The organism is Bradyrhizobium sp. MOS001 (assembly GCF_004634465.1).
GTDB classification, from domain to species: domain Bacteria; phylum Pseudomonadota; class Alphaproteobacteria; order Rhizobiales; family Xanthobacteraceae; genus Bradyrhizobium; species Bradyrhizobium barranii.
In genome coordinates, this window is the sequence record NZ_SPVJ01000043.1 from 26,072 (window position 1) to 52,002 (window position 25,931).

Consider the following 25,931-nt stretch of genomic DNA (forward strand, 5'->3'; position numbering starts at 1 on the left):
CTGGATTGCTTCGTCGCAAGAGCTCCTCGCAATGACGAACGGGAGGCCGCCCCCTCAATCCGCCGGCTTCGGCGAGCGCTCCAGCAGCACCGTCTGGATCCCGCAGGTCCCATTCCGCACCGTCATGATCCGCGTGCCCGGCTTGCGGCCGTTGCGCACCTCGGTGACGTCGAGGCCGGCGGCGAGCAGGCGGGCGCGCGTGGCGTCGATGTCGGCGACCCGCCAGCTCAGGCCCCAGAGACGGTCATGCACGGAATCCCCGCCCGCCACGGGGCGGCGCACCACTTCGACGATGAGGTCGCCGCAGCGGAAGAACATCAGCTGGCCCCAATCCTGGTGCGAGCGGTCCAGTGCGAGATCAAGGCCGAGCCGCGCGCCATAGAGCGCAGCGGCGCGGTCGGAATCCTCGGTGGTGACCACGACGTGGTCGAGCCCATCGATCGGCGCGATGTCGGTCGCAGTCGACAGCGGCCGCTCCTCGGCGAGCTCGAGGAAGAACATGCGCACGCCGCGCGTCAATTCGGTCGCGGCACGCGTGCGTTTCCAGTGCAGGACTGCGCCGCTCGCGACGTCGCTGCTTTCGACCTCGGCGACCGGATCAGGCCTCAAGGCCACCCGCTCCAGCCGCCGGTGCATCTTGCCCATGTCTGCGACACGAAAGCACAGGCTGGCGAGCACGCCCTCGCGGTCGTCGAGCAGCGCGCGGATCCGGTCCGCCGCAACGTTAAAGCCGCTCGGCGCCATCAGCTCGATCGTCACGTTCGCAAGCGTGAACAGCACGCGATCGGCGCCCTCGCCGGAATTCTGCCAGGCCGGCGCGCGCCCGAGCAGCGTCTGATACGCCGCCTTGGCCGCACCGATATCGCTCACCAGGGCAACGATGTGATCGAGGCCGGTGATCATCATTCCCCCCTTTGATCGACCTGGAACCATATTCCGAAGGACGGCGTTTGTCCGGGCTTGGCATGGACCGGTGATGGTCGTATTCCGGCCCCATGCCGACCTCAAGCGCTCGGGCGGCAGATTTGCGAATAATTTCAGCGTCCCCAGAGCGGAACCGGTGTTAGAGTAAGCCCGCCGGCCGGGACCACCCAGCGCATCACGGACAACCAATGCAGGCTCTCTTTATCGGTCAGACCTATATCGACGTCGTCTTCATCACCGACCACATGCCGACCGGCGACGAAAAGCACGTGGCAACCGACTACGCGGTCTCCTTCGGCGGCAACGCGGTCACGGCGGCGTTCTGCTGCGCCAAGCTCGGCATCGTGCCCGATCTCATCGCCACGGCGGCCAATGACTGGCTGGGGCGGATGTTCCAGGACATGTGCGCGAAATACGCGATCTCGCTGCACGGGCGGAAGGTGAACCAGTCCTCGCTGTCCTTCATCATGCCCAAGGACGGCAAGCGCGCCATCGTCCGCTGCCGCGACGACGAGCACATCCATCCGTTCCCCATGCTCAATCTCGGCGGCTGCCGCGCCCTGCACATCGACGGCCATCAGCCCGATGCCGCGATCCACTATGCAAAAGTCTGCCGCGAGGCCGGCATCCTGACCTCGCTCGACGGCGGCGGCCTGCGCACCAACACGCATGAGCTGCTCGCATTCATCGACGTCGCCATCGTCGCCGAACGCCTATGCGAGCAGATGGACCTGACGCCCGAGAAGATGCTCGACTACCTCAAGAGCCGCGGCTGCAAGATCGGCGGCGTCACCATGGGTGAGAAGGGTCTGCTCTGGTACAATGAAACGGGTGCGGTCGAGGTCATGCCGGCGATGCCGATCCCGCGCGAGCGCGTGATCGACACCAACGGCGCCGGCGACGTCTTCCACGGCGCCTATGTCTATTCCTACCTCGCCCATCCCGGCAAAAGCTGGCGCGAGCATTTTGATTTTGCCCGCGCCGCCTCGACCTTCAAGATCCAGCGCCTCGGCAACGAGGCCGGGCTGCCGACCCTTGTGGACATCGCCAAAGTCAGGCACGAGTTCGAAGTCAGGGTCTAGGGTTTTGTAAGGGCATATCATGGGGCGCGTCTTTATCGCCGGCAGCATCAACATGGATGTGGTGGCGACCGCCGATCGCCACCCCAAAGTCGGCGAGACCGTCGCCGGCCGGCAGGTGCTGTATTTTCCTGGCGGCAAAGGTGCAAACCAGGCCGTCGCGGCGTCGCGACTCGGCGTGAAGACCACGCTGATCGGCCGGCTTGGCAAGGATTCATTTGGCGCTGAGTTGCGGATGTTCCTCGGTGCGCAGGGCATCGAGCTCGGCTCTGTTCGGGACGCCGACACGCATAGCGGCACCGCGATCATCACGGTGGCGGCCTCCGACAACACCATCGTCGTCATCCCCGGCAGTAATGCGCTGGTCAGCGCCGACGATGTCGCGAACGTTCCGCTGGCGAAGGGCGATGTGGCCGTCAGCCAGTTCGAGATTCCGCTGCCGACGATTGCCGCCTTCTTCCAGCGCGCCCGTAGCGCCGGCGCCACGACGCTGCTCAACCCGGCACCGGCGCAAAAGATGTCCGCCGAGCTGCTGGCGCTCGTCGACATCCTCGTGCTGAACGAGACCGAGCTCGGCTTCCTCGCGGGCGTGGAGCTCTCCGACGGCGACGAGGCCGCAACAATCATCGACGTCGCGCGACAACTTCAGGCACGCGAGGACCAGATCATCTGCGTGACGCTCGGCAAGCGGGGCGTGCTCGCGCTCGCCGGCCGCGAGGAATTCGCGGTGCCCGGCCGCGTGGTGAAAGCGGTCGACACCACCGGCGCCGGCGATTGCTTCGTCGGCGCGCTCGCGGCGCAGCTGGCGAAGGGCGTGTCCTTGCGTGCCGCGCTCGCCTTCGCCAACGCGGCCGCCTCGATCAGCGTGCAGCGGATGGGCGCCGGGCCGTCGATGCCGACGGCCGCGGAAGTCGCCGCGGTCGTCAAGGCCAGCTGATCAGGCCAGCGCGCTCTTCAGGTCGAAGCCTTCGTCCGCGGCCTGCTCCGGCGTGATCGAGCGCTCCAGTCCGAACAGGCGTCGGCCGAACATGTGGTCGCCGGCACGGTTGACCGACTCGATGCCGAGCAGTCTGTCGCCCTTGTAGCAGAACGCCGAGAACGCTTTCTTCTCGGGATCGCCACGCAGCACGACGCGGTCGTAGCCGGTGGTCAGCCCCGCCATCTGGAGCTTGTCGTCGCCCTGGTCGCTCCAGAACCAGGGATGACTGTCGTAGGCCTTGCGGTCGCCGGTCAGCCGCGCCGCGAGGCAGCGGGCGTGATCGGTGGCGTTCTGCACCGATTCCAGCCGCTGCGATCCGCCGAAGCGCGGACTGGCGAACAGCGCGCAGTCGCCGATCGCGGAGATGCCAGGATCGGACGTCGAGAGATATTCGTCGACGATGATGCCGGCGGCGACGGCAAGCCCCGCCTCCGCCGCAAGCTCGATGTTCGGCAGCACGCCGACACCGACCACGACGAGGTCGGCCGGCAGATGCCTTCCATCGCTCAAGGAAACGCCGGTGACCTTGCCGCCCTCAGCCTCGATCGAGGTTGCCTGCACACCGAGGTGAATGCGGATGCCGGCCTCGCGATGCCGCGCCTGAAAATACTCCGAGACCTCCGCCGTCACCGCGCGCGCCATCACGCGCGGGGCGAGTTCGAGCACGTCGACCTCGAGCCCCTTGATCCGCGCGGTGGCCGCGAATTCCAGGCCGATGAAGCCGGCGCCGATGATCACCGCGCGCTTCTTCGACGGCATGATCTTCCGCAGCGCCTCGCTGTCGTCGAGGATGCGTAAGTATTTCACGTCGGGCAAATTCGCATTCGGCAAATCAAGCAGCCGGTTGCGCGCGCCCGTGGCCAGCACGAGGTGGCCGTAAGGCAGCGTCTCGCCGGATGCGAGATGCACCTTGTGGCCGGCGCGATCGATCGACACTGCGCGGCCTGCGATCAGCTCGATCTTCTGATCCTGGTAGAATTTCTCCGGCCGGAACATCAGGCTCTCCGGCCCGGCCGAGCCCTTGATATAGGCCTTGGACAGCGGCGGCCGCTGATAGGGCAGATGCGCCTCGTCGTTGATCAGGCAGACGCGGTCGGAAAAGCCCGCCTGGCGCAGGGATGCCGCGACCTGGTAGCCGCCATGGCCGGCTCCGACAATGATCACCGGACCACCCGTCATTGGAACAGCCCATTTCCGGAGACACGAGCGTCACCCATGTCGTCTCCTCTCTCGCTGATATTGGCTTGGCTTGCCCAGGAGGAGCCGGCGCTCGTGTCCGTTCCTAAACGAAGGCGGCCCATTTGAGCCCATCATTCCGTCCTGCGCAAGAGCGGCATGCGGGGATTGTCACCCCCGACCTTCTGCGATTTAGTTGCAGCAACGACCTCATGCCGGGGATATTCCAGATGCCAGCTCCCGTCTCCAAACCCGACGATCCCGCCCTGCTGCGGATCGACGGCCCGATCGCAACCATCACGCTCAACCGCCCCGCCGCGTTCAACTCGGTCAACCTTGCAATCGCGCAGAAGCTCGAACAGCTCGCGGCCTATCTCGAAGGCGCCGACGACATCAGGGTCGTCGTGCTCGAAGGAGAAGGCCGCGCCTTCTCGGCCGGCGGCGATCTGCAGACGATCGGCGCTGCGGCCGAAACCGGCACGGTCACGCCGGTCGTTGGCGAGCTGCTGAAGCATTATCACGCCTTCATCGAGATCATCCGGCGCATGCCAAAGATCTCGCTGTCCAGCGTGCACGGCTCGGCGGCCGGCGCCGGCATGGGCCTCGCCTTCGTCACCGATCTCTGCATCGCCGCGGAGGATGCCAAGTTCACGCCGGCCTATGCCAAGATCGGGGTATCGCCGGACGGCGGCTCGACGGTCGGGATCGTCGGTACGGTCGGATCGAGACGTGCGCTCCAGATCTTCCTGTCGGAGGACAATTTTACCGCGCAGCAGGCCTATGAATGGGGCCTGGTTGCGAAGGTCGTCCCCGCCGCGGAGTTGAAGGCGGCCACGCGAAAACTCGCCGAGCGCCTGGCGCAGAATCCGCCGGCGGCGATCGCCGGCACCAAGTCGCTGGTCTACCAGGCCGCGACCACGCCGGTGAAGCAGCAGCTCGATGCCGAGGAGCACAAGATCATCATGGCGATGAATACGGAGGATTTCCGCGCCGCCGTGAAGAAATTCACGAGCAAGGGCAAGTGAGCGTGCCGGCACCGGCGCGCTCGTTCTGCGGCCTGCGCCACGGCGCGACCGACTGGAATAGGCAGGGGCTGTTTCAGGGACGAACCGACAACCCGCTGAACGCGGACGGCCTTGCGCAGGCGCACGAGGCCGCGGACATGTTGCGCGGGATCGGCATCAGCCGAATCGTCGCGAGCCCGCTGGTGCGCGCGGCACGAACGGCCGAGATCATCGCAGACGCCATCTCGGTGCCGCTCTCGATCGATGACGGCATCATCGAGTTCGATTTCGGAAGCTTTGAGGGCCTCCCCGTCCGCGACCTCATGATCAAGCACGGCGTCAACTCGGCGACGGGCCTCGTCTCGATCCTCCCCGCCGACGGCGAAAACTGGGACGCCATGACGGAACGGTCGCTGGCTTGCGTCTCCGCATGGCTCGACCGTCATCCTGACGACGATTTCCTGTTCGTCTGCCACGACGCGGTGATGCAGGGAATTGCGAAGTCACTGTGCGGCAGCTATTTCAAGAACAGCCACGGCACGCCGTTTCGCTACCTCCGTGAAGGCGGGCAATGGCGCGTCGAGTAGCTCGTCACTTAGGACAGATGTAGCCTGTCCCCGCCAGCGACTTGAAGCAGCCGACCGATTCCGGCAGCACTTTCTGCGGCAGCCACAGCACCACGCTCGGGAAATAGATCGCGAACGCGATCGTGGCCAGGAACACCACATAGATCGGCAAGGCGGCGCGTAAGGCCTTGGCAAAACTGATGCCGACGAATTTCGAGGCCATCAGCAGCACCAGGCCGTATGGCGGCGTGATCAGGCCAAAGGCGAGCGTGGCGATCAGCACCACGCCCATGTGCACGGCGTTGATGTCGCCGGCCTCGGTCAGCGCGTTGACCAGCGGCATGAAGATGATGATGGTCGGCACCGGCTCGATGAAGTCACCGACCACAGTGAAGAGCAGCACCATCAGCAGCATGATCAGATGCGGATCGTTGCCGGCAATCGAGGTGATCATGTCGGCGATGTAACTCGCACCGCGTAAGTAAGCGAGCATCCAGCCGAAGGCATTGGCAGCGCCGATCGTGATCAGCGGCAGCGAGAAGATCAAGCCTGCAAGGCAGAAATCATATGGGATCTTTTTGATATGCCCGCGGTTCAGCGCGGGGATCACGACGACGACAATCCAGACCACCGCAACGACGCCGGCTTCCGTCGGCGTGAACCAGCCGGTGAGGATGCCGCCGAGCAAAATGACAGGGATCATCAGCGGCAGGGCGGCGTCACCCGCGGCGAACACCACCTGCCGCAGCGGCGCGCGCGGCTTGCGCAGGCCGGAAGGGCCGAAGAAGTAGCAATAGATCATCAACCCGAAGCCGATCATCAGCCCGGGCACCACCCCCGCCATGAACAGGCCGGCGATCGAGACGTTGCCGACCGCGCCATAGACCACCGCCGTAATGCTCGGCGGCACCAGTGCAGCGATGGTCGAAGCGGACGCGATGATCGCCGCAATGAAGGCGGGCTCGTAGCCCTCGCGTTTCATCGGGCCGCCCAGCGCACGGCTCATCACGGCGACGTCGGCAGTGGTCGAGCCCGACATTTCCGAGAAGAACATGCTGAAGACAACGACGACCTGCGACAGCCCGCCCCTGATGTGTCCGACCAGCGATACTGACAGGTTGGCTATTCGTACCACCACGTTGGCCGAGCTCATGAGCTCGCCGACCAGCAGGAAGAACGGGATTGCCAGCAACGCCTCGGAGTCCACGCCATCAAATATCTTCTGGATGATCGCGGCCAGCGAGACATCGGAGAGGAGCGCACCAATGAACACGCCGGCCATCAGCGAGAACGGCACGGGCACGCCGAGATAGCCGAACGACAGGAAGCAGATCGACATCAACGCCAGGACAACGGGTGCGCTCACGGCTGCGCCCTCATCTGCACGTCCGTGATGACGGGCGCTCCGTCCTCTTCGGGCGGCTCGTGATGGTCAAAGCCGTTGCGCAAGCCGTTGACGAGCTGCTCGATGGTGAACAGGCCGATCAGCACGCCGGACAGCGGGATGATCGCATAGAGCGAGGCGATCGGAGTGCCCGACGGCAAGCGAAAGCTGCCGAAGCCGCGAAGATAGTTCTGATAGCCGTACCAGATCAGGCAGAAGGCGACGCCGAGCACGACGAGACGAATGATCACTTCGACGATCAGCCGCGCCGTGCCGTGCATCGCTTCGGAGATCGCGGTGAGATAGAGGTGATCGTTGCGCCGGGTCGCGACCGCGGTCCCGACGAAGATCGCATAGATGAACAGCGTCGAGGTGACTTCCTGGAGCCACAGCCAGGGGTGGCCGATGGTGCGTGTGACGATGTCGGCGGTGACCGACAGCGAGAAGCCGAAGCAGAGCACGCCGCAGAGGACCATCAGCGCAAGCTCGAGCCAGTCGAGCCAGCGCCATTTCAGGTGGCGTTGCCGTTGCACCAGCAGTTTGTCGGCGATGGACATTGTTGCTCCCGGCTGCAGCTTTCCGTCATGGCCGGGCTTGTCCCGGTCATCCACGCACTTGGTGCGGGCTCGAAGGAAGAACGTGGATGCCCGGGACATTTGGCGCGAAGGCGCGCTTCGCGCTTCTGCCCGGGCATGACGACTTTGCTGTAACTAGTTCACCGACCGGATCAAATTCTTGATCTTCTCGGCATGCGGGCCGAGCTCCTTGGCGAGCTTGTCGAGATAGGGGTCGGCGATCACCGTGAAGCTCTTCTTGTCGACGTTGTCGACGATCTTCACGCCCATCTTCTTCAGCTTGTCGGCCGCGGTGCGCTCGAGGTCGAACGCCTTCTGCGGCTCTTTCGTGCTGACCTCGTTGGCCGCCGCCTGCACCCACCCCTTCTGCTCCGCCGATAGGCTCTGCCAGAGCTTGTCGGAGACGAACACCAGCGCGTTGTTGGCCTCGTGCTCGGTGATGTTGAGGACCGGGGCGACCTCGTAGTGCTTGTTGACGAGGTAGACATTGATGCTGTTCTCGGCGACGTCGACGACGCCGGTTTGCAAGCTGGTGTAGACGCTGCCGAACGGCATGTGCACGGTCTGGGCGCCGTAGGCCGGGAACATCATGTCCTCGGTCGCGGTCGCCTGGACGCGGATCTTCAGCCCCTTGATGTCGCCGACATTGTGGATCTCCTTCTTGGAGTACATGTGGCGCACACCTTGCGAACCGGTCGCAATCACGTGCAGGCCCTGCGTGGTCTCGTCGATCATGGTCTTGAGCGCTTCGAACACGCGGGGATCGGCCAGCCCCTTGACCACGTGGTTCTCGTCGCGGAACAGGAAGTGCAGCGACATCACGCCGGCCTGCGGCGAAATCGTCGCGGTGTTGGCCGAGGAGATGATGGCGAATTCGATGTCGCCGGCCTTCACGAGCTGGAGCACCTGCGGCTCCTGCCCGAGCTGCGCGCCCGGATACTGGTCGATGATCATGGTGCCCTTGCTCAATTCCTTGAGCTTGTCGGCAAAGAGGTCGCCCGCGATGGAATAGCCGGTGTTGCGCGGCTGATCGTAGGCAAAGCGATAATGCTTCACCTCCTGTGCCCCGGCCCCGGTGACGAAAAGTACGGCGGCCATGGCCACCAACCCACGCATGGATCGTGCAATCATCGTTTCCCCCTGTTTTATCGCCCGCCGCTTGTGCGGTCTGAGCGCTCGTTCGGGTGGTTCGTCACCCCTTCTCAGTCTGCTTCCCAGTCCTTTGCATGAAATCGAAGTCGCAGCCCTCGTCGGCCTGCATGATGGTCTCGTTGAACAGCCAGGCGTAGCCGCGCCGCGCCTCATCGGGTGCTGCCGCCGGCTTCAATGCGGTGCGCCGACGCTCCAGCTCGGCGGCATCGACCAGCAGCTCGATGCTGCGCTTGGCAACATCCAGCCGGATCATGTCGCCGTTCTTCACCAGCGCGAGCGGTCCGCCGACGGCGGATTCCGGCGTGATGTGAAGCACGATGGTGCCGAACGCGGTGCCGCTCATGCGCGCATCCGAAATGCGCACCATATCCTTGGTGCCGCCGCGCGCGAGCTTCTTCGGGATCGGCAGATAACCCGCCTCCGGCATGCCCGGCGCGCCCTTGGGGCCGGCATTGCGCAGCACCAGCACGTCGTCGGAGTTCACGTCGAGATCGGGATGGTCGACCCGCAAGGTCATGTCCTCGACGGATTCGAACACCACCGCGCGCCCGGTGTGCTGCAACAGCTTGGGGCTCGCGGCCGACTGCTTGATGACGGCACCGCGCGGGGCGAGATTGCCGTGCAGGACGGCAAGGCCCCCTTCCTTCTTGATTGGATTGTCGCGCGGACGGATCGCATCCTGGCCAGGCACGTCCTCCGCATTCGCGACGACATCGCGCAGCGTCTGGCCGCTGATGGTCTTCGCGTCGAGATCGACGAGATCGCCGAGCTGCGCCAGCAATTTCGGCACGCCACCGGCGTGGTGGAAATGCTCCATGTAGTGTTCGCCCGACGGCTTGAGGTCGACCAGCACCGGCACTTCGCGGCCAATCCGGTCGAACACCTCGAGATCGAGGCGGTGGGGCGAGCGGTGCGCCATCGCCGTCAAATGGATCAGGCCGTTGGTCGAGCCGCCGATCGCCTGGAGCACGACCTGCGCATTCTTGAAAGACGCCGGCGTCAGCAATTCGCTCGGCTTCGGCCCCTTGGTCTTGGCCATCTCGGCGGCAACCCTGCCGCTCGCTTCGGCAAGGCGAAAGCGTTCGGCATGCGGCGCGGGAATCGTCGCGCTCATCGGCAGCGACAGACCCATGGCTTCGATCATGCAGGCCATGGTCGAGGCCGTGCCCATCACCATGCAGGTGCCGACCGACGGCGCGAGGCGGCCATTGACCTCCTCGATCTCGGCATCATCCATTTCGCCGGCGCGATACTTGCCCCAGAGACGGCGGCAATCGGTGCAGGCACCGAGCACCTCGCCCTTGTGATGGCCGACCACCATGGGACCGACGGGAATGACGACGGTCGGCAAATCAGCACTGATCGCGGCCATAACCTGCGCAGGAAGGGTCTTGTCGCAGCCGCCGATCACGATCACCGAATCCATCGGCTGGGCCCGGATCATCTCCTCGGTGTCCATCGCCATCAGATTGCGCAGATACATCGAGGTCGGATGCGCAAAGCTCTCGGCGATCGAAATGGTCGGAAACACGAACGGCATCGCGCCCGACAGCATCACGCCGCGCTTGGCGGCCTCGATGATCTGGGGGACGTTGCCGTGGCAGGGATTGTAGTCGCTATAGGTGTTGGTGATGCCGACGATCGGGCGCTCCAGCGCGTCGTCGGAATAGCCCATGGCCTTGATGAACGCCTTGCGCAGGAACAGCGAGAAGCCGGCATCGCCATAGCTCGTCAGACCCTTGCGCAAACCACTCGTCATCATACCGCTCCTTCTCGCTTGCCATTGTGCTACAGCCTGCCCCCTGATTGTCAATAAGATTGGGCCAGATCGTCGCGCTTTCTGCCCCAGACACCGCCTTCCGACACAAATTATTGACAATCCGGGTTCTCCCTGCTCCACAAGGCGGACCGGCATGAGCCGGAGGCTGAGGGCATGTCCGACATCCGCACCGCAGACGCCATGCCGGTCCGGCGCGACGATCCGGACGATGTCGTCGCGCGGCTGGAAGAGGACATCATCTTCGGCCGCCTGCCGCCGGGCGCGCGCCTCACCGAAGACGCGCTGATGTCGCGCTACGGCACCTCCCGGCACTTCGTGCGGCAGGCCTTGGTCGATGCCGAGCGCCGCGGCATCGTCCGCCGCGAGAAGAACGTCGGCGCCACCGTGCGGTTCTACTCGGCCGAGGAAGTCCGGCAGATCTACGAGGTCCGCGAGATGCTGACCCGGCAGGCCGCGCTGATGATCCCCCTGCCCGCACCGCAAGGCCTGATCGACGAGCTGACCGCACTGCAACGGCAATATTGCGCGAAGGCCGATGTGCAGGATCTGCGCGGCATCCACGAGGCCAACGACGCCTTTCACCTCGCGCTGTTCTCGGCCTGCGGCAATCCCTATCTGGTGCGGTCGCTCCAGGACTACATGAGCCTGACGCTGCCGATGCGCGCCAAGAACCTCGCCGACCGCGAGGGACTTGCGCAATCGCGGCGCCAACACGAGCTGATGATCGAGCTGTTGAAGGGCCGCGACAGCTGGGCGTTGGCGCAGCTGTGTGTGGATCACATGCAGTTCAGCAAGTCGGATTATCTGACGAGGATTGCGGGTGAGGAGAGCTGACGCTAGACCAAGGCAACGCTACAGGTCTTACAATGCCGCATGATGTGAGCACGCCACCCCTGCTTGTTGACGTCGCCATCGAAGCGAAGTCCAGGGCCGATCATGAGAAGCTCGTTGCTGCGCTCTTGAAGCTCACCGCCAAGGACGGAGCGCTCGCCGTGTCGGTCGATCAAGACTCTGCTCAGATCATCCTGAAGGGAACGAGCGAAACCCGCATCGAGAGCGCGATCGACGCCCTCAACCGGACCTCTGGAATAGCCGTCAATATTGGTGCCCTGCAGGTGGCATTTCTCGAGCATCCGACCAAACGTGCGGAGGCGGAATACACTCACAAAAAGATCTACGGGCCCAAGGGGGAGTTTGCCGCCGTCAAGCTTGCCATCGAGCCGAATGAGCCTGGCACGGGATACCAGCTTGAACGCAAGACTGGTGTGGATGCGCTACCGAACAAATATATGCCCGGGATCGAGAAAGGGCTCGAAAGCGTACTGGCCTGCGGCGTGATTGCGGGCTTTCCGGTGGTGAACGTCAGGGTCCAGCTGATCGACGGCAAGTATCACGACGTCGATTCTTCACCGCTCGCCTTCGAGATCGCGGCTAATGCCGCGTTCCGCAGGGCGCTGCAAACGGCAGAATCGGTCTTGCTTGAGCCGATCATGAAGGTCGAAGTGGTGACACCGACGCCGTTCGCACAATCGATCGTTGACGACCTGACATCACGGCGTGGGACCGCCCACTCCAGGGTCGTCGACGATGACACGGTCGCGATCGATGCGACGGTACCGCTCATAGCGATGTTCGGCTATGCGAACAGCCTGCGCGTGTTGAGCCAGGGGCTCGCCAGCCACACAATGCGCTTCGACCGCTATGCCGCCGCACCGCAGCCCTGGGACGGCCCGCCATTTCGTCCGGCGATCGGGATGCGTGCCTGACACTCATCGCGATAGAAGAGGCCGCCAACGCAGGCGGCCTCCCAAAATTCTGAACTGACCCGCGCTCTTATTTGAGGTCGAGAGCCCGGCAGTAGTAGCCGCTCTCAACGCCCGTCCAGCCTCGCTCCATGCGGTTACTGCGGCACTCGTAGTAGGACTTGAAGTTGAGGACGTTCTTGCAATTCGCAACCGCGCCGCCGGAGAGCGAGCATCCCGGACCTTGGTTTGGGTTCAGGTGAGCCGCGGGACCGATCGGTGCGGCGCTCACCGGCGCGATCGACAAGGTAGCAAGGATCAACGCTGACATCGCTAACGTCTTCATAGCCATCCTCCCTGTTCTTGTTGCCTGGGACGGCAATGCACGTCCCGGAACAGACGATAGCATGACGCGAGTGACAGGTCCTTCTCAATCAGAGCTTGTTCGCGTTCAGTACCGCCTCAGCAAACCGCGGTCCACGCTGGCATCGCCGTAGTCAGCGCAGCCCCTTGTCGGGTTCTTGATCAAGTCCGTCCGGACGCGCCTGAACGTTTTGCCGGCCGCCTCACGCACCTCGGGGCGGAATTTACCGGGATCGTAGGTCTCGCCGTCGCGGGCCTTGATGGCTGCAGCATAGGCGTCGATCATGGCCATCGCCGCCTCAGGGCTGCCGAGAAGCCGGGCGCCGAGTTGAACGCCGCCGGCGCCGTCGACCTCGTAACCGTCGCATCGCTGCTCCAGCACCACCGATGCGGTGACGAGCTGGTCAAGGAACGTCGCCTCGGCATCGCTGAGGGCTGCGGCTCGCGCCGATCCTGACATGACTCCCGGTACGATCGTCGCGAGCATCGCGACGACTGACAATTTGATTTTCATGCGCAGCAAGATCATTCGGGTCGATCAGGCGCGGCCCTGACGACCCATAACAAGCCCGTACAGGAAGAGGAGAATGATGGCGCCGACCACGCTGCCGATGAAGCCGGCGCCCTCCCCGAACTTATACCATCCCACGGCCTGACCGAGCCACGTCGCGACGAACGCACCGACGATCCCCAAAACCGTCGTCAGGATGAACCCCGTGGGCTCGGATTTGTCGCCGGGCATGATGAATTTCGCGACCACGCCGACGATAAATCCAATGATGATCGTCCAAAGGATACCCATGTCCATCGCTCCATTCGGTCGGTTTGCACATCAACGTCTGAAGGAATGCGTGATCGCTTGATGGGCCAGACGATCCCGGGAACGACGTTGATCTAGATCAATGGGCAGCAGCGGCCGAGCCGAAAGCTGGTCCCTGCTCTTTCTTGTGCGGAAGGTGCTCAACGAGCCCCGCAATGCGAAGCGGATCGATGCATGGCGATCATAGGCGAGATCACGCACACCACGACCTACCGCTATGCAAAGCCGGTGAGGTTCGGCACGCACCGGGCGATGTTCCTGCCGCGGCGCGGCGCCTCGACCCGGCTGCTTCGCTGGTCCGCTGCTACCAGCCTGCCATCAAAGGTGCATTGGGTAACCGACTCCCGCTCCAATGCCGTCACGGTGATGGACTTCAGCGAACCCGGCAGCGAGCTGACATTCACGTTCAGGGTTCGTGGCGTCTATTTTGGCATCAAGGGTCTGGAGACATTTCCGCTGGACCTCCGGGCCGAGGAGGTCCCCGTGCAGTACACCCCGGACGAATGGACCGACCTTGCCGGTTACCTGCGCCCGCATGCCGACGATGCAGACGGCAGCCATGCGGCGTGGACCAAGAGCTTCGTTGCCGGCGATCAGGATCGGACCGCCGACGTGCTGCGCCGAATGCTCGGCAAGTTTCGCAGCGACTTCAGCTATTGCGGCAGAGATGCCGAAGGCACACAGTCACCCGGCGAAACGCTGCGCACGAAATCGGGCACCTGCCGGGACTTCGCCTGGCTGATGATCGAGACGTTGCGCCGGCTCGGCTTTGCCGCGCGCTTCGTCAGCGGTTATCTCTATGATGCGGCGCTCGATGGCGGCGCCGTGGGCATGACCGGCTCCGGCGCGACCCACGCATGGGTGCAGGTATTCCTGCCCGGCGCCGGCTGGCTGGATTACGATCCAACCAACAGTTTGAGCGCTGGCTTCGACCTCATTCCGGTGGCCATTGCGCGGCATCCGGGCCAGGCCGTGCCGCTGACTGGCTCGTGGTTCGGCGAACCCGGCGATTACCTGGGCATGTCGATCAATGTCGCCGTCAACAAGATCGGCGAAATGCTCGATCCTTCGGAAGCATAGGCTACCGAGATGCGCGGCGGTCGCTGACCATGGCATTTTATCGCAACAGTACGAAGGGACATGGGCCGCTCGACGCCGTCGCCGTCCCATTCGAGGCCCTGAAGGGCAGGATCCGGCAACTTTACGAAGGCGACACGTTCGGCTGCATAAAATTCCGATACGCCCTGCTCGCGCTGGACATCGTCACGGTTCTGTTCATCATCGCGACCTCGTTCCTGCCTCGCAACAGGGCCATCGAGTCGCTCGATGTCGTGTTCGGCGTGCTGATCCTTGCGGATTTCGCCGCACGGATGATCATCAGCCGTCAACCGCTGCATGACCTGGCGCGACTTTCGACCTGGACTGACATCGTCGTCATCATCTCGTTCCTTGCGCCGCTCGCCGGAGAGGCCGGCGGCTTCCTGCGCGCATTTCGAACATTGCGGCTGCTGCGCGACTACCAGATGGTGGCGCGGCTCCGGGTCGACAGCCCCTTCTTCCGGCGAAACGAGGAAGTCGTCTTTGCCGTCGTGAACCTCGGCGTGTTCATTTTCGTGATGACCGGGATCGTCTACGAGACGCAGAAGTCTCACAATCATCAGATCGCCAACTATGCCGACGCGCTCTACTTCACGGTCACCGCACTGACCACGACCGGCTTCGGCGACATCACCTTGCCAGGGACCGTCGGCCGCCTGATCACCGTCGTCATCATGATCTTTGGCGTGACCCTTTTCCTGAATCTCGCCAAGGCACTGCTCGCGCCCTCCAAGGTACGCTTCCCCTGTCCGGTTTGCGCCCTGCAGCGCCACGATGTCGACGCGGTGCATTGCAAAGCGTGTGGCACCGTCTTGAACATTCCCGATGAAGGCATGGACTAGGCTGCATGCCGGCACGAGTGCCGCGGAGAGGCCCCCTCACCTCATAACTGTGGAGAGGGGGTATGGCATTTCAGCGCTTATTCCAATCAATGATCCGGCTCGTGTCGCCGTCGAACTCGTTGCTGCAGAACGCGCCGCCCTGGTAGTGGTCGCCGACCGGATCCGGCTTCAGCTTGGTCTGCTCGGCCATCGCGTGCTCGCGGAAATCCTCGGCGCGCCCCGTCGGGCGATAGCCGAATTCGTAGGCGCGGTGGTTGTCCCACCAGGCGCGCTCGTTGAGGGAGGCGCCGTAGAAGACCTCGAAATGGATGTCGGGATGTTCGAGCCCGATGCGGCAGAGCTGCACGAGGTCGTCGGGTTTCAGCCAGATCGAGAGCCGGCGCTGGTCGAGCGGCATGTCGCCGAAATTGCCGATGCGCAGGCAGGTCACCTTCAGGCCGTGCTTGTCGGCGTAGAGCGCACCGACGGCCTCGCCGAACACCTTGCTGACGCCATAACGCCCGTCGGGGCGCGGGGTGACGTCGGTCCCGATCTTGTGATGGCGGGGGTAGAAGCCGACCGCGTGGTTGGACGAGGCGAACACCACGCGCTTGACGCCCTTGCGGTACGCGGCCTCGAACAAATTGTAGCCGCCGATGATGTTGGCCTGGAGGATTTGGTCCCAGGTGCCTTCGACCGAATAGCCGCCGAAATGGATGATGCCGTCGACGCCATCGCAGATCGCCTCGCACTGCGCGAGATCGGCGAGATCCGCCGCTTTGAATTGTTCGTTCGCGCCGAGATCGGCGGGCGGCTTGATGTCGGAGAGCAGGAGATCCGGATAGATCGGCGGCAGCAGCTTTCGCAGGCTCGTGCCGATTCCGCCCGAAGCTCCCGTCATCAAAATACGCGGCATGTCTTCCCTCGCCTGTGGTGACCGATTTGCGGCCGTAGATAACTGATGCTAGCAGACTTGGACAGAGGGAACGCAACAAAGAGACCTGCACATGAACGATGCATCGCCCCACACTCAAGGCTGGCGGCCGGCGACCTATTACCCCGATCCGGCGATAAAAGCACTGGACCCCCGCTTCGAAAAATACTGGCTAAAGCTGTCGGCAGTGGAGCGGCTGGCGACCGGCCTGCGCTGGGCCGAGGGTCCGGTGTGGTTCGGCGACGGACGCTATCTCCTGTGCAGCGACATCCCGAACCAGCGCATCATCAAATGGGAGGAGGAGACCGGAACCGTTTCGGTCTTCCGAAAGCCCTCGAATTTCGCCAACGGCAACACCAGGGATCGTCAGGGCCGGCTCGTCACCTGCGAGCATGGCGGCCGCCGCGTGGTGCGCACCGAATATGACGGCAGCATCACCGTGCTGATGGATTCGTTCGGCGGCAAGCGGCTGAACTCGCCGAACGACGTGGTGGTGAAGTCCGACGGCTCGATCTGGTTCACCGATCCGACCTTCGGCCTGCTTGGCAATTACGAGGGCTACAAGGCGGAGCCCGAGATCGAGCCGAACGTCTATCGGCTCGATCCTGCAACGGGCAAGGCGACCATCGTCGCCGAAGGCGTGCTCGGTCCGAACGGGCTGTGCTTCTCGCCCGACGAGAAGATTCTGTATGTCGTGGAATCGCGCGGCGTGCCGAACCGAAAAATCCTCGCCTATGACGTCTCGCCCGACGGCACCACGATCTCCAACAAGCGCGTCCACATCGATGCCGGCCCGGGCACGCCCGACGGCATGCGCTGCGACATCGACGGCAATCTCTGGTGCGGCTGGGGTATGGGCGATCCCGAGCTCGACGGCGTCGTCGTATTCGCGCCCGACGGCGTCATGATCGGCCGCATCGCGCTGCCCGAGCGCTGCGCCAATCTCTGCTTCGGCGGCGTCAAGCGCAACCGCCTGTTCATGGCGGCAAGCCAGTCGATCTACGCGCTGTATGTGAACACGCAAGGCGCGGTCGGGGGATAGGCGTTCCGCAGAGACGGTCTCGTAGGGTGGGCAAAGCGAAAGCGTGCCCACCGCTTCTTGTTCGTCGCGGAATGGTGGGCACGTCGCTACGCTCCTTTGCCCACCCAACGAGGTCCCTCCTCCGTCATTGCGAGCGAAGCGAAGCAATCCAGACTGTTTTCGCGGAGACAGCCTGGATTGCTTCGTCGCTGCGCTCCTCGCAATGACGACGGAGCAAAACGAAAAACGCCGGAGCGGTTTCCCGCTCCGGCGTCATGCTTGTTCAGGCGAAAAAACTTACGCCGCGTTGAAGCCCGCAACGGCCTTCACTTCGAGGAAGTCCTCGAGGCCGTACTTGCCCCACTCGCGGCCGTTGCCCGACTGCTTGTAGCCGCCGAACGGCGCGGTGCGGTCGTTGGGCACGCCCTGGAGATTGACGTTGCCGGCGCGGATCTGGCGACCCACGCGCTTGGCGTCCTCAACCGAAGCGCCCGAGACGTAACCCGCGAGACCATAGGGCGTGTCGTTGGCGATGTGCACGGCCTCGGCTTCGTCCTTGGCGCCGATGATGGTGAGCACCGGTCCGAAGATCTCTTCACGGGCGATCGTCATGTCGGGGGTGACGTCGGCGAAGATGGTTGGACGGACGTAGAAGCCCTTGTTGACGCCTTCGGGCAGGCCCGGGCCGCCGGCAACGAGCGTTGCGCCCTCGTCGATGCCCTTCTTGATCAGGCCCTGGATCTTGTCCCACTGGCCGCGGTTGACGACCGGACCAATGGTAGTGCCTTCAGCGCGGGGATCACCGGCCTTGGTCTTATCGGCGACAGCCTTCGCGATCGCGGCGACTTCCTTCATCTTCGACAGCGGCACGATCATGCGCGAGGGTGCGTTGCAGGACTGGCCGGAGTTGTTGAACATGTGCATCACGCCGCCGGTCACCGCCTTGGTCAGGTCGGCGCCTTCGAGGATGACGTTCGGCGACTTGCCGCCGAGCTCCTGGCTGACGCGCTTCACGGTCGGCGCGGCGCGCTTGGCCACATCGATGCCGGCGCGGGTCGAGCCGGTGAACGAGATCATGTCGATGTCAGGATGCTCGCTCATAGCGGCGCCGACCTCGGGGCCGAGGCCGTTGACGAGGTTGAACACGCCCTTCGGCACGCCGGCTTCATGGAGGATTTCCGCGAAGATCAACGCCGAGGTTGGGGTGAACTCCGACGGCTTCAGGATCATAGTGCAGCCGGCGGCGAGCGCAGGCGCAACCTTGCAGGCGATCTGGTTCAGCGGCCAGTTCCAGGGCGTGATCATGCCGACCACGCCGACCGGCTCGCGCAGCACCATGGCGGTGCCGACCGGTTCCTCGAAATGATAGTTCTTGAGCACGTCGAGCGTGGTCATGAGGTGGCCGAGGCCGGCGCCGGCCTGGAGCTTCTCCGCCATCGGCAGCGGCGCGCCCATCTCGTCGGAGACGGCGGCGCCGATCTCCTTGAGGCGGCCCTTGTAGATCTCGATGACTTTCGTGAGCAGCGCGACGCGCTCCTCGCGGCTGGTCTGGGAGAAGGTTGCAAAGGCGCGCTTGGCAGCAGTGACGGCCTTGTCGACGTCAGCCTTGGAGCCCAGCGCAACCTCGTACATCGCCTCTTCCGTCGCGGGATTGACCACGGCGGTGGACTTCTTGACGGCGGGATCGACCCAGGCGCCGTCGATGTAGAATTGCATGCGATTGACCATCGTTAACCTCTTCTTGGGGGCTTGGAGGGGGCGTTTCGGCAGGCATCCTTGCACGAAAGCGCCGGCAATTGAACCCGCCATATGCGGGGCCAGCGTTGCTGCGGACGGAGGATATATGAGCCGATGGCGGGAACGAGGCAAGGCTCCCTCAGGTGTCATTCCGGGACGCGCTACTTGGCGCGGGCCCGGAATCCATAACCACGATCGGGAGTATGGATTCCGGGCTCGACGCTACGCGTCGCCCCGGAATGACAGGGCAGTTACCTCAACTACACCGCCATCTTCCGGTGCAGCACCGGTGCGCCGGTGGTGAGGCTTTCGGCCGCATCGATGATGGCGTTCGCATCGATGCCGTAATGGCGGTAGAGGTCCGCGATGGTGCCGGTCTGGCCGAACTGCTCGACGCCGAGTGCCTCGACGCGATGACCGCGGACGCTGCCGAGCCAGCCGAGCGCGGAGGGATGGCCGTCGATCACGGTCACGATGCCGCAGTCGCGCGGCAGCGGCGCGAGCAGCTTTTCGATGTGGCTGAGATGCTGCACACCCCGCCGATCGCGCCGCAATTTCCGCGCAGCGGTCCAACCCGCATGCAGGCGATCCGCCGAGGTGATCGCGAGCAGACCGATGTCACGGCGGCTCTCGCCGATGAAGCCGGTCGCCTCGATCGCTTCGGGCGCGACCGCGCCGGTATAGGCGATCACGAGTTCGGCATTGGGCCCCGGCTTGCGCAGCCAATAGGCGCCGTCGGTGATGCCCTGCGCAAGCTCCGGCGTCATGATCCGCTGCGCCTGCTCGATGCTGCGCGTCGAGAGCCGCAAATAGACCGAGCCGCCCTCGCCCGGATCGCGCTGCATGTGATTGAAGCCCCACGCCATGATCACGGCGAGCTCGTCGACGAAAGCCGGCTCGAACGAGGCGAGCCCGTCCTGCGCCATGCCGATCAACGGCGTCGCGATCGACTGGTGCGCACCGCCTTCAGGCGCCAGCGTGATGCCCGAGGGCGTCGCGGCCACCATGAAGCGCGCATCCTGGTAGCAGGCGTAGTTCAATGCATCGAGGCCGCGCTCGATGAAGGGATCGTAGAGCGTGCCGACCGGCAAAAGCCGCTCGCCGTTGATCTGGTGCGACAGACCGAGCGCCGAGAGCATGATGAACAGGTTCATCTCGGCGATGCCGAGCTCGAGATGCTGCCCCTTGGGCGAGAAGTCCCAATTGAACGTGGAGGGAATTTTCTCGCTGCGGAATAAATCCGCCTTCTCGCCGCGCGCGAACAGGCCGCGCCGGTTCACCCACGGACCGAGATTGGTCGAGACCGTGACGTCGGGCGAGGTCGTGACGATGCGCCTCGCCAGCTCGCTGTCGTCGCGCGCGATCTCGTTCAGCACGAGGCCAAAGCCCTGCTGGGTCGACATCTGCGGCGACGGCTTGAACGCGAGTTGCTGGGGCACCCCGACCACGGGCGCGGTCAGCCGGCGGCCGTCCTGGTTGAACGGCACGCGCGCGAGGAAGGCGTCGAGCTCGGCGGCGTCCTGCGCGAGGCCCTCGTACTTGTCCCATTCATGGCCCGCACGAATGTTCTGGCTCTCGCGATATTTCTCCATCTGCGTGACCGTCATCAGGCCGGCGTGGTTGTCCTTGTGGCCCTGGAACGGCAGGCCGACGCCCTTGATGGTGTAGGCGATGAAGCAGACCGGGCGATCGTGATCGATCGACTCGAACGCCTCCAGCATGCTCGCCATGTCGTGGCCGCCGAGGTTCGACATCAGCGCCAGCAGCTCCTCGTCGCTGCGCCTGTCGATCAGCTTGGTGATCGGGCCCTGGTCGCCGATCTCGTCGTGCAGATGCTTGCGGAAGGCGGCGCCGCCCTGGAAGCACAGAGCCGCGTAGAGCGCGTTCGGGCAATTGTCGATCCAAGCTTTAAGCGCCTCGCCGCCGGGCTCGGCGAAGGCCTCGCGCATCAGGCGGCCATATTTCACGATCACCACGTCCCAGCCGAAATTGCGGAACATGGTCTCAAACTTTTCCCAGAGCCCCTCGCGCACAACGGCGTCGAGCGACTGCCTGTTATAGTCGACCACCCACCAGGTGTTGCGCAGGCCGTGCTTCCAGCCTTCGGCGAGCGCTTCGAAAATGTTGCCCTCGTCCATCTCGGCATCGCCGACGAGGGCAATCATCCGCCCTTCGCGGCGATCCTTCATCCAGCCATGCGCCTTGACGTAGTCCTGCACCAGCGATGCGAACAGCGTCTGCGCGACGCCGAGGCCGACCGACCCAGTCGAGAAATCGACGTCGTCGACATCCTTGGTGCGCGAGGGATAGGACTGCGCGCCCTTGAAGCCGCGAAAGTTCTCCAGCTTCTCGCGAGTCTGCCGGCCGAACAGATACTGGATGGCGTGGAACACCGGGCTCGCATGCGGCTTCACCGCAACGCGATCCTCAGGGCGCAACACGCTGAAATACAGCGCCGACATGATGGTCGCGAGCGAGGCAGACGAGGCTTGGTGTCCCCCGACCTTGAGCCCGTCCGCGTTGGCGCGGATGTGGTTGGCGTGATGGATGGTCCATGACGACAGCCACAGCGCCTTGCGGGCCAGCGCGGTCAATGTGTCCAGACGGGCGGTATCAACGGGCATCGCAATGGCTCCCGGAAACAGGTTGGACGATGATACGCCCGCGGGCGGCGCCAAACTTCTCAATTTTTCGCGCCATACCTCCAAATATTGGGATACTTTACCAATGGATCAGCACTTCAGACAGGTTTCATCCCAATGCCAGACCTCGACGCCATCGACCGGAAAATCCTCGCTTTGCTCCAGAACGACAGCCGGCTGACAATGCAGGAACTCGCCGACAAGGTCGGGCTCTCGGTGTCGCCCTGCCATCGCCGGGTCAAGCTGCTGGAGGAGCGCGGCGTCATCAGCCGCTACATCGCGACCGTCGACCAGAAGGCGCTGGGGCTGCATGTCAGCGTCTTCATCTCGATCAAGTTGGCGCGGCAGAAGGAGGAGGATCTGAATCGTTTCGCCCGCGCGATCTCGAAATGGGACGAGGTGCTGGAGTGCTATCTGATGACCGGCAACCGCGACTATCTCCTGCGCGTGGTGGCGGCCGACCTCGCCTCCTACGAGACCTTCCTGAAGACCAAGCTGACCCGGCTGGACGGCATTGCCTCGATCGAGTCGAGCTTCGCGCTCAGCCAGGTCAAATATTCGATCGCCCTGCCGGTCTGACGGCCCCGCCGGGCTATTTCGGAACCGGTGTCACATGGGCGCAATAAACCCCCGCCGATGGTCACGGGCGACAGGCACCCTGCCGAAAGAAGGACCCATGACCGCATCCGACCGCACCCCTGAAATGGCCAAACGCGAGCGCATCATCCGGGAAATGACCGACGATCTCGACGAAGAGCTGGAGATGGAGCTCGATGACAGCAGGCTCGACGAGCTGCTGGACGAGACCGACGCGCTCCGCCCGACGGTTGATCGCAGGCTCTATTTCCGGGAACTGCTGCGGCTCCAGGGCGAGCTGGTCAAGCTCCAGGACTGGGTGCAGAGCGAGAAGAAGAAGGTCGTGGTGCTGTTCGAGGGCCGCGACTCCGCCGGCAAGGGCGGCGTCATCAAGCGCATCACCCAGCGGCTCAATCCCCGCATCTGCCGTGTCGCGGCGCTTCCGGCACCAAGCGAGCGCGAACGCACGCAATGGTACTTCCAGCGCTACGTGTCGCATTTGCCGGCCGGCGGCGAGATCGTGCTGTTCGACCGCAGCTGGTACAACCGCGCCGGCGTCGAGCGCGTGATGGGCTTCTGCACCGAGGAGCAATACCAGGAGTTCTTCAAGACGGTGCCGGAGTTCGAGCGGATGCTGATCCGCTCCGGTATCACTCTCGTCAAATACTGGTTCTCGATCACCGACGACGAGCAGCAGTTCCGCTTCAGCATGCGCATCAGGGATCCGCTGAAGCAATGGAAGCTGAGCCCGATGGACGTCGAGGCGCGCAGCCGCTGGGAGGCGTACACCAAGGCCAAGGAGACGATGCTGGAGCACACGCATCTGCCGGATTCGCCGTGGTGGATCGTCGACGCCGTCGACAAGAAGCGCGCCCGCCTCAACTGCATCGCGCATCTGCTCAGCCAGATGCCGTACCAGGAGGTCGCCCGCGTGCCCGTGGTGCTGCCGCCGCGCGTCCGTAATCCCGACTATCACCGCGGCCCGATTCCGCCGGAGATGTACGTGCCTTCGAAATACTGACGGCACCCGCCGCGCCTGCCGTCGGGCGAGCTTGCCGATGAGGAAAGCGAGATGCCCGTGCCGAGCGATCTGAGCGTGAGGAGAGACGCGTCGTCTCGCCGCCGGAATCGCTTTGGCCCGTGGCTCGCGCTCGAAAGCGTGCTCTCGGTGCTCACCGTCGTTCTTGCCCTCGCCTATTGGCTCTGGCAGCCGGCGACGCTACGCATCGCGGTCGGGCCGGCCGGCAGTGACGACCAGGCGCTGATTGCGGCGGTGGCGAAGGCGTTCGACGCCAGGGGTGGCGCGGTGCGGCTCGTGCCGATCGAGACCGACGGCACACTGCAAAGCCTCAATCTGCTCGGCGCCGGCAAGGCCGACCTCGCGGTGGCTCGCGGCGACTTCGCCATGCCGGCCGACACCAATTCGGTGGCGATCCTGCGGCGGAATTTCGTGGTGTTGTGGGCGCCAGCGGCGCGCAAGGGCGCCGCCAGGCCGAAGATCATGGAGATCGCCCCCCTCACGGGGCGCCGCATCGGTGTCGTCGGCCTTGGCGATGCCAATCTCAATCTGCTTCGTGTCATCCTCGCCGAGTCAGGCGTCAACCCGCAGAAGGTCACGATCGCACAGTTCAGTATCGACCGCATCTCCGAGATGGCCCAGGACTCAACGCTCGACGCCTTCATGATGGTGGGCGCACTCGGCGACAAGGCGATCGCAAGCACGATCGCCACCACCGCACGCCTGCGCGGCGAGCCCAAGTTCCTGTCCGTCGACGTCTCCGACGCCATCGCCGAGCGGCACCCGCTCTACGAATCCGAGGAAATTCCCGCGAGCGCATTTTCCACGACGCCGCAGCGGCCGGACGACAAGATCGACACCATCGCCGTCAATCATCTGATCGTCGCGCCCGCTTCACTGTCCGAGGACACGGTCGCTGCCTTCACCCGCGAGCTGTTTACGGTCCGTCAGTCGCTCGTGAAGGACTTACCCGGCGCCAGTCACATCCAGAAGCCTGACACCGACAAGGACGCCGCGCTGCCGGCCCATCCAGGAGCTGCCGCCTTTATCGACGGCAACGAGCGCAGCTTCATGGACAAGTACAGCGACTACATCTGGGGCGCAGTGCTGCTGCTCTCGGGCTTCGGCTCGGTGGCCGCGTGGCTGCGGCACTATCTACGGCGCGAGGAGCGCAGCGAGAACGCGCTGCATCGCGACAGGTTGCTGACGGCGATCTCCAGCGTGCGGGAGGCGACGTCGCTCGACGATCTCGCCGCCATGCAGAGCGCAGCCGACGACATACTGCGCGAGACGCTGGCCTGTCACGAGGACGGCGCCATCGAAGACGGCGACCTCACCGCCTTCGGTCTCGTGCTGGCGCAATTCCATCAGGCGATCGTCGACCGCCGGGCCGTGATCGCCCAGATGAGCGATGCCGACGTCGCCGCGAAACCCGATGGCGGCGTGCTTCAGCCGTTCCCTATTTCCACGGCTGCACGATGATCTTGGTGTGCGCCTCAGGATTGGCGAGATCAGCGAACGCCTTTGCGACGCCGTCGAGGCCGACCTCGGCGGTGACCATCGCGGCCGCATCCACCTGCCCTTCTGCGATCAGGCGCAGTGACGCTGCGAACTCATCCGGCGTGTAGCCGAGCACATATTGGACATTGAGCTCCTTCATGATGCCGAGCATGGTGTCGCTCCTGTCGGTCTCCATGCAGACGCCGACCACCACGATGCGCGCATCACGCGGGGCGCCCTCGAACACCTGTTGCAACAGGCCGGGCACGCCGACACATTCGAAGATGATTGCGGGCTTCAGTGCCGGCAGCATGGCCTGCAACGGCGGGCGCGCCGCCTTCTCGGCCTCCGACATCTGCGCGTGCTCGGCCCAGGTCGCGTAGGGCTGCGTCACCCTGGGATCGACGACGATATCGGCCCCCAGCTTTGCGGCCAGTGCACGCCGCGCCGGCGAATAGTCGGCGGCGACGATCGGATGCAGGCCCTTGATCCTCAGCGCTGCGATCACCGCGAGCCCGACCGGGCCGCAGCCGATCACGAGCGGTACCTCGCCGCCCCGGATGTTGGCTTTCGCCACGGCGTGGACACCGACGGCGAGCGGCTCGGTCAGCGCCGCATGTTCGGACGCGAGACCGTTGGGCACCTCAAGCAGCAGGGGCTCGCTGAGCAGCATCGCCTCGGCATAGCCGCCGATATTGTCGTTGGAATAGCCGATGCCCTCGATGCCTTGCGGCGTCACGAGCGCTGGGAGCGAACAGACGCGGGTGCCGGGCTTGAGCTTGCGCGCGGTTCCGGGACCGTAATCGACGATCTCACAGCAGAACTCATGGCCGAACACGACGTCGCGGGCGAGGTCCATCGGCTTGCGGCCGGTCTTCTTCGCCATCTCCACCATGCGGGGGGCATGCTGGCGGGCATGAAGGTCGGAGCCGCAGATGCCGCAGGCAAGCGTCCTGACCAGCACCTGACCGTTACCTGGCTTTGGCTCGGCCATCCGGTCGACGACAATCTCACCGTTCCTGAAAATCGCAGCGCGCATC

At 64.3% G+C, this 25,931-nt stretch carries 25 protein-coding genes; 12 read left to right on the plus strand and 13 right to left on the minus strand.

Annotation, left to right across the window (positions count from 1 at the left end; genetic code table 11):
• Nucleotides 1–54: 54 nt before the first annotated feature.
• On the minus strand, nt 55–903 hold the full coding sequence (locus CT676_RS34210) for a VOC family protein (protein ID WP_135216305.1): 849 nt from the start codon (nt 901–903) through the stop codon (nt 55–57).
• A gap of 209 nt (nt 904–1,112) precedes the next feature.
• Here CT676_RS34210 and CT676_RS34215 point away from each other — a divergent pair, with 209 nt between their 5' ends.
• Together CT676_RS34215 and CT676_RS34220 are read left to right on the plus strand one after the other, a co-directional pair.
• Nucleotides 1,113–2,006, plus strand: a complete 894-nt coding sequence (locus tag CT676_RS34215; protein ID WP_014496984.1) for a sugar kinase — start codon at nt 1,113–1,115, stop codon at nt 2,004–2,006.
• Nucleotides 2,007–2,025: 19 nt separating this feature from the next.
• Nucleotides 2,026–2,940: a ribokinase gene (locus tag CT676_RS34220; RefSeq protein WP_135216297.1), complete on the plus strand. Its 915-nt coding sequence runs from the start codon at nt 2,026–2,028 to the stop codon at nt 2,938–2,940.
• Here CT676_RS34220 and CT676_RS34225 read toward each other — a convergent pair whose 3' ends face one another.
• Nucleotides 2,941–4,161 carry an FAD-dependent oxidoreductase gene (locus tag CT676_RS34225; protein ID WP_085404410.1) on the minus strand — a complete coding sequence of 407 codons (1,221 nt, stop codon included), beginning with the start codon at nt 4,159–4,161 and terminating at the stop codon, nt 2,941–2,943. It abuts the gene before it with no gap.
• A gap of 227 nt (nt 4,162–4,388) precedes the next feature.
• Between CT676_RS34225 and CT676_RS34230 the strand changes: the two genes are divergently transcribed.
• The gene (locus tag CT676_RS34230; RefSeq protein WP_085404549.1) at nt 4,389–5,183 is read left to right on the plus strand and encodes an enoyl-CoA hydratase-related protein; all 795 of its coding nucleotides are present in this window, start codon (nt 4,389–4,391) and stop codon (nt 5,181–5,183) included.
• On the plus strand, nt 5,180–5,749 hold the full coding sequence (locus CT676_RS34235; protein WP_085404411.1) for a histidine phosphatase family protein: 570 nt from the start codon (nt 5,180–5,182) through the stop codon (nt 5,747–5,749). The genes CT676_RS34230 and CT676_RS34235 overlap by 4 nt, the downstream gene beginning before the upstream one ends.
• A gap of 4 nt (nt 5,750–5,753) precedes the next feature.
• On the opposite strand, the gene CT676_RS34240 is transcribed toward CT676_RS34235, so the two are convergent.
• The 4 genes from CT676_RS34240 to CT676_RS34255 all read right to left on the minus strand — a co-directional run bounded on the left by CT676_RS34240 (nt 5,754) and on the right by CT676_RS34255 (nt 10,598).
• Nucleotides 5,754–7,094 carry a TRAP transporter large permease gene (locus CT676_RS34240; protein WP_085404412.1) on the minus strand — a complete coding sequence of 447 codons (1,341 nt, stop codon included), beginning with the start codon at nt 7,092–7,094 and terminating at the stop codon, nt 5,754–5,756.
• The gene (locus tag CT676_RS34245; RefSeq protein WP_085404413.1) at nt 7,091–7,669 is read right to left on the minus strand and encodes a TRAP transporter small permease; all 579 of its coding nucleotides are present in this window, start codon (nt 7,667–7,669) and stop codon (nt 7,091–7,093) included. The genes CT676_RS34240 and CT676_RS34245 overlap by 4 nt, the downstream gene beginning before the upstream one ends.
• A 153-nt stretch (nt 7,670–7,822) precedes the next feature.
• A complete protein-coding gene (locus CT676_RS34250; RefSeq protein ID WP_063984777.1) occupies nt 7,823–8,818 on the minus strand; it encodes a TRAP transporter substrate-binding protein in 996 nt (331 codons plus the stop codon).
• Between the two features lie 61 nt (nt 8,819–8,879).
• Nucleotides 8,880–10,598, minus strand: a complete 1,719-nt coding sequence (locus CT676_RS34255; RefSeq protein ID WP_085404550.1) for an IlvD/Edd family dehydratase — start codon at nt 10,596–10,598, stop codon at nt 8,880–8,882.
• Nucleotides 10,599–10,772: 174 nt separating this feature from the next.
• On the opposite strand from CT676_RS34255, the gene CT676_RS34260 reads away from it, so the two are divergent.
• Together CT676_RS34260 and CT676_RS34265 are read left to right on the plus strand one after the other, a co-directional pair.
• A complete protein-coding gene (locus tag CT676_RS34260) occupies nt 10,773–11,453 on the plus strand; it encodes a GntR family transcriptional regulator (protein WP_135216298.1) in 681 nt (226 codons plus the stop codon).
• Between the two features lie 32 nt (nt 11,454–11,485).
• The gene (locus tag CT676_RS34265; protein ID WP_085404415.1) at nt 11,486–12,385 is read left to right on the plus strand and encodes a hypothetical protein; all 900 of its coding nucleotides are present in this window, start codon (nt 11,486–11,488) and stop codon (nt 12,383–12,385) included.
• Between the two features lie 67 nt (nt 12,386–12,452).
• On the opposite strand, the gene CT676_RS34270 is transcribed toward CT676_RS34265, so the two are convergent.
• The 3 genes from CT676_RS34270 to CT676_RS34280 all read right to left on the minus strand — a co-directional run bounded on the left by CT676_RS34270 (nt 12,453) and on the right by CT676_RS34280 (nt 13,526).
• Complete coding sequence (locus CT676_RS34270; RefSeq protein WP_135216299.1) at nt 12,453–12,707, minus strand: hypothetical protein; 255 nt, start codon at nt 12,705–12,707, stop codon at nt 12,453–12,455.
• A gap of 105 nt (nt 12,708–12,812) precedes the next feature.
• The gene (locus CT676_RS34275) at nt 12,813–13,238 is read right to left on the minus strand and encodes a hypothetical protein (protein ID WP_085404551.1); all 426 of its coding nucleotides are present in this window, start codon (nt 13,236–13,238) and stop codon (nt 12,813–12,815) included.
• A gap of 24 nt (nt 13,239–13,262) precedes the next feature.
• Entirely contained in the window at nt 13,263–13,526 is a 264-nt protein-coding gene (locus CT676_RS34280) for a GlsB/YeaQ/YmgE family stress response membrane protein (protein WP_028146794.1), read from the minus strand.
• Between the two features lie 192 nt (nt 13,527–13,718).
• Here CT676_RS34280 and CT676_RS34285 point away from each other — a divergent pair, with 192 nt between their 5' ends.
• Nucleotides 13,719–14,624 carry a transglutaminase family protein gene (locus CT676_RS34285; RefSeq protein WP_085404417.1) on the plus strand — a complete coding sequence of 302 codons (906 nt, stop codon included), beginning with the start codon at nt 13,719–13,721 and terminating at the stop codon, nt 14,622–14,624.
• Between the two features lie 29 nt (nt 14,625–14,653).
• Nucleotides 14,654–15,484 (plus strand): potassium channel family protein, encoded by an 831-nt coding sequence (locus tag CT676_RS34290; protein WP_193560925.1) that lies wholly within the window; start codon nt 14,654–14,656, stop codon nt 15,482–15,484.
• Nucleotides 15,485–15,554: 70 nt separating this feature from the next.
• On the opposite strand, the gene CT676_RS34295 is transcribed toward CT676_RS34290, so the two are convergent.
• Nucleotides 15,555–16,379: an NAD(P)-dependent oxidoreductase gene (locus CT676_RS34295; RefSeq protein ID WP_085404418.1), complete on the minus strand. Its 825-nt coding sequence runs from the start codon at nt 16,377–16,379 to the stop codon at nt 15,555–15,557.
• 91 nt (nt 16,380–16,470) lie between these two features.
• Here CT676_RS34295 and CT676_RS34300 point away from each other — a divergent pair, with 91 nt between their 5' ends.
• Nucleotides 16,471–17,439, plus strand: coding sequence for an SMP-30/gluconolactonase/LRE family protein (locus tag CT676_RS34300; protein ID WP_085404419.1), 969 nt, complete (start codon nt 16,471–16,473; stop codon nt 17,437–17,439).
• A gap of 276 nt (nt 17,440–17,715) precedes the next feature.
• Here the strand turns inward: CT676_RS34300 and CT676_RS34305 are convergent, their stop codons facing one another.
• Nucleotides 17,716–19,146: an aldehyde dehydrogenase family protein gene (locus CT676_RS34305; protein ID WP_085404420.1), complete on the minus strand. Its 1,431-nt coding sequence runs from the start codon at nt 19,144–19,146 to the stop codon at nt 17,716–17,718.
• Nucleotides 19,147–19,415: 269 nt separating this feature from the next.
• Nucleotides 19,416–21,779 (minus strand): transketolase, encoded by a 2,364-nt coding sequence (locus CT676_RS34310; protein WP_135216300.1) that lies wholly within the window; start codon nt 21,777–21,779, stop codon nt 19,416–19,418.
• Between the two features lie 135 nt (nt 21,780–21,914).
• Here CT676_RS34310 and CT676_RS34315 point away from each other — a divergent pair, with 135 nt between their 5' ends.
• From CT676_RS34315 to CT676_RS34325, 3 genes are all read left to right on the plus strand, one after another.
• Complete coding sequence (locus CT676_RS34315) at nt 21,915–22,376, plus strand: Lrp/AsnC family transcriptional regulator (RefSeq protein ID WP_014497003.1); 462 nt, start codon at nt 21,915–21,917, stop codon at nt 22,374–22,376.
• 97 nt (nt 22,377–22,473) lie between these two features.
• Nucleotides 22,474–23,394 carry a polyphosphate kinase 2 gene (gene ppk2, locus CT676_RS34320; RefSeq protein WP_085404422.1) on the plus strand — a complete coding sequence of 307 codons (921 nt, stop codon included), beginning with the start codon at nt 22,474–22,476 and terminating at the stop codon, nt 23,392–23,394.
• A 51-nt stretch (nt 23,395–23,445) separates the two neighbouring features.
• The gene (locus CT676_RS34325) at nt 23,446–24,873 is read left to right on the plus strand and encodes a TAXI family TRAP transporter solute-binding subunit (RefSeq protein WP_085404423.1); all 1,428 of its coding nucleotides are present in this window, start codon (nt 23,446–23,448) and stop codon (nt 24,871–24,873) included.
• Here CT676_RS34325 and CT676_RS34330 read toward each other — a convergent pair.
• Nucleotides 24,851–25,930, minus strand: a complete 1,080-nt coding sequence (locus CT676_RS34330; protein ID WP_135216302.1) for a zinc-binding dehydrogenase — start codon at nt 25,928–25,930, stop codon at nt 24,851–24,853. The genes CT676_RS34325 and CT676_RS34330 overlap by 23 nt on opposite strands.
• Nucleotide 25,931: the final 1 nt, after the last annotated feature.

Bases quoted from the DNA above. Each gene is read 5' to 3' on its own strand.
- CT676_RS34215 (WP_014496984.1), top strand. From the start codon at position 1,113: ATGCAGGCTCTCTTTATCGGTCAGACCTATATCGACGTCGTCTTCATC.
- CT676_RS34220 (WP_135216297.1), top strand. From the start codon at position 2,026: ATGGGGCGCGTCTTTATCGCCGGCAGCATCAACATGGATGTGGTGGCG.
- CT676_RS34285 (WP_085404417.1), top strand. From the start codon at position 13,719: ATGGCGATCATAGGCGAGATCACGCACACCACGACCTACCGCTATGCA.
- CT676_RS34270 (WP_135216299.1), bottom strand. From the start codon at position 12,707: ATGAAGACGTTAGCGATGTCAGCGTTGATCCTTGCTACCTTGTCGATC.
- CT676_RS34245 (WP_085404413.1), bottom strand. From the start codon at position 7,669: ATGTCCATCGCCGACAAACTGCTGGTGCAACGGCAACGCCACCTGAAA.
- ppk2 (WP_085404422.1), top strand. From the start codon at position 22,474: ATGACCGCATCCGACCGCACCCCTGAAATGGCCAAACGCGAGCGCATC.
- CT676_RS34230 (WP_085404549.1), top strand. From the start codon at position 4,389: ATGCCAGCTCCCGTCTCCAAACCCGACGATCCCGCCCTGCTGCGGATC.
- CT676_RS34280 (WP_028146794.1), bottom strand. From the start codon at position 13,526: ATGGGTATCCTTTGGACGATCATCATTGGATTTATCGTCGGCGTGGTC.
- CT676_RS34315 (WP_014497003.1), top strand. From the start codon at position 21,915: ATGCCAGACCTCGACGCCATCGACCGGAAAATCCTCGCTTTGCTCCAG.
- CT676_RS34210 (WP_135216305.1), bottom strand. From the start codon at position 903: ATGATCACCGGCCTCGATCACATCGTTGCCCTGGTGAGCGATATCGGT.
- CT676_RS34260 (WP_135216298.1), top strand. From the start codon at position 10,773: ATGTCCGACATCCGCACCGCAGACGCCATGCCGGTCCGGCGCGACGAT.
- CT676_RS34250 (WP_063984777.1), bottom strand. From the start codon at position 8,818: ATGATTGCACGATCCATGCGTGGGTTGGTGGCCATGGCCGCCGTACTT.
- CT676_RS34325 (WP_085404423.1), top strand. From the start codon at position 23,446: ATGCCCGTGCCGAGCGATCTGAGCGTGAGGAGAGACGCGTCGTCTCGC.
- CT676_RS34275 (WP_085404551.1), bottom strand. From the start codon at position 13,238: ATGAAAATCAAATTGTCAGTCGTCGCGATGCTCGCGACGATCGTACCG.
- CT676_RS34305 (WP_085404420.1), bottom strand. From the start codon at position 19,146: ATGGTCAATCGCATGCAATTCTACATCGACGGCGCCTGGGTCGATCCC.
- CT676_RS34330 (WP_135216302.1), bottom strand. From the start codon at position 25,930: ATGCGCGCTGCGATTTTCAGGAACGGTGAGATTGTCGTCGACCGGATG.
- CT676_RS34255 (WP_085404550.1), bottom strand. From the start codon at position 10,598: ATGACGAGTGGTTTGCGCAAGGGTCTGACGAGCTATGGCGATGCCGGC.
- CT676_RS34300 (WP_085404419.1), top strand. From the start codon at position 16,471: ATGAACGATGCATCGCCCCACACTCAAGGCTGGCGGCCGGCGACCTAT.
- CT676_RS34225 (WP_085404410.1), bottom strand. From the start codon at position 4,161: ATGACGGGTGGTCCGGTGATCATTGTCGGAGCCGGCCATGGCGGCTAC.
- CT676_RS34265 (WP_085404415.1), top strand. From the start codon at position 11,486: ATGCCGCATGATGTGAGCACGCCACCCCTGCTTGTTGACGTCGCCATC.
- CT676_RS34290 (WP_193560925.1), top strand. From the start codon at position 14,654: ATGGCATTTTATCGCAACAGTACGAAGGGACATGGGCCGCTCGACGCC.
- CT676_RS34310 (WP_135216300.1), bottom strand. From the start codon at position 21,779: ATGCCCGTTGATACCGCCCGTCTGGACACATTGACCGCGCTGGCCCGC.
- CT676_RS34295 (WP_085404418.1), bottom strand. From the start codon at position 16,379: ATGCCGCGTATTTTGATGACGGGAGCTTCGGGCGGAATCGGCACGAGC.